Raw genomic sequence first — 1,979 nt, forward strand, 5'->3', positions numbered from 1 at the left:
GGCCGACCGCGTGGCCGCGCCGCAACCGGTGGCGCGATCGAGCTCCGGCATCGTCATCTCGCTCCTGCCCCGCCCAGCGGCGCACGGGGCGCGCCGCTGCCGCCATCATCGGCCGGCGCGCGCGGCAGCTATATGGACTTTCGTCCCCTTCCCGGCCTTACGAACGACTGCGTCGGCGGGTCCGGGAGTCGCCGGCAGCCGCCAGGGTCAGGGTGCGGAAATGCCGAACGAAATGCGCGCGGTGCCGCTCGACTACGCGACCTGTTACCGTCACCCGCCGACGTGCGGGACCATCGGGGAATGTGGGAACTGGCGCAGGTGAACATCGCCCGGTTGCGGGCGCCGCTGGACGATCCGACCCTCGCCGACTTCGTGGCCGCCCTCGATCCCGTGAACGCTCTGGCCGACGCGGCGCCGGGCTTTCGATGGCGGTTGCAGACCGAGGACGGCGACGCCACCGCGATACGCGCCTTCTCCTGGGACGTGGGCACGAGCGCCGGAATCATCGTCAACCTGACGGTGTGGGATTCGATCGAAGCGCTGAAGAACTTCGCGTTCTCCGGTCGGCACCGCGACGTACTGCGCCGACGGCGTGAGTGGTTCGAGACCATGCGCGAGGCGTACGCGGCGTTGTGGTGGGTGCCCGTCGGAGAACGGCCGACGACAGGGCAGGCGGAGCAACGCGTCCGCCGACTGCGCCGGGAGGGGCCCACCGCGTACGCCTTCACGCTGCGCCAGTCGTTTCCGCCGCCGGGCGGCGATCGGCGACCCGGCGACCCGGCGACGCCGCCGGACCGGCGGGCGGACTGGACCTGCCCGGTCTGAGCCCGCCCGCCGGCTGGCTGGCCGGCTGGCCGGCTAGGAGATCAGGACAACGGGACGGTGAGGCAGGCCGCGCGGCCGCCCGCCGTGCCCGCGCTGCCGGGGGAGCTGTCGGTGTGGTGCTCGTGGAGGATGATCGAGTGCGCGCCGCCGGCCCGGAAGTCCCACTCGACCACCGCGAACGCCGATCCCGTGCCGCGCGCGTCGGTGGTGAAGTCCAGCCACACCTCGTTGCGCGCGTTGGCGTAGGTGGGATCCACCGACGGCTGCACGGGGTCGGGGACGTTCTGGTAATGCGCGCCGGCGGCCGCGCCGGTCGCCCCGCAGGCCTTCTGATGGACGTGCGCGCCGAACTGGTGGTTCGCCGCCAGCCCCTGCACGACCAGGCCGATCACGGTCCGCTTACCGCGGACGGCGAGCGCGACCGCCGTTGTTCCCGGCGGCACGAGATGGGCGTCGTAGGTGACGGCCGCGGGCGGCTGCCGGTCGTTCCAGGTGCCGAACACCACGGGCTGCGCGACGACTCTGCCGGCCTCGGCCGGACTCGGGATCGGGCTGCTGCTCGTGGCCGGTGACGGGGACCCGGCGGCCCCGGCCGGCGCCGCGGACAGCAGGAGCAATCCGAGCCCGGCCGCAATGATGGACAGACGCCGTCGCATGAGGCCCCTCTGAGACGGGAGTTCCGGTCGGTGACGACGATCCTAGGGCGGACGGAGTCGACCGGCGGACTCCGACGCGGTCCGATGGGAAAAAGGTGCCACCCCGTTTTCCCGCGATAATGGACTGAAAGCCGCGATGGCGTTGAGCCGTTCCTGCTTTCCCGGCCACGCGCTGCCGGCCCCCCGCGGACCGAGACCGCGGGCCCGGGCGCCCACCGGCATCCCGCAGGAGCAGCCCGCGTGATCAGTACCCCGCTGCGCAGGCAGATCGCTACGCCACGAACGGCGAGCTGCTGGCGTCGAGGCAAAGAGGCTGATCAGATGGACAGGCCCGGACGCCGAACCGGGAAACTGGATGCCAGACGGGGGGTGCCGATGCCGCCGGATTCGCCGCGGTCGGACGCAGTGAGCCGGGGGCCCACGGCGCCCGGGTCGCCAGGGTCGCCCGGGTCGCCCGGGTCGCCTGGGTCGCAGCCGGGGCTGGGCGGGGGCCTGCAG

2 protein-coding genes and 1 pseudogene are annotated in these 1,979 nt (G+C 73.1%); 1 reads left to right on the forward strand and 2 read right to left on the reverse strand.

All coding sequences use genetic code 11. From position 1 onward, the window contains the following. The first annotated feature begins 300 nt into the window (after positions 1 to 300). A complete protein-coding gene (locus tag ND748_RS30815) occupies positions 301 to 825 on the forward strand; it encodes a DUF3291 domain-containing protein (RefSeq protein ID WP_251749818.1) in 525 nt (174 codons plus the stop codon). Positions 826 to 866: 41 nt separating this feature from the next. Here ND748_RS30815 and ND748_RS30820 read toward each other — a convergent pair whose 3' ends face one another. Together ND748_RS30820 and ND748_RS30825 are read right to left on the reverse strand one after the other, a co-directional pair. Continuing rightward, complete coding sequence (locus ND748_RS30820; RefSeq protein ID WP_251749820.1) at positions 867 to 1,481, reverse strand: superoxide dismutase family protein; 615 nt, start codon at positions 1,479 to 1,481, stop codon at positions 867 to 869. A 317-nt stretch (positions 1,482 to 1,798) separates the two neighbouring features. Continuing rightward, positions 1,799 to 1,979: pseudogene (locus ND748_RS30825) on the reverse strand (hypothetical protein); the annotation flags it as partial.

Origin of the sequence: Frankia sp. AiPs1 (genome assembly GCF_023716945.1) — a bacterium.
In the GTDB taxonomy this organism is placed as follows: Bacteria; Actinomycetota; Actinomycetes; order Frankiales; family Frankiaceae; genus Frankia.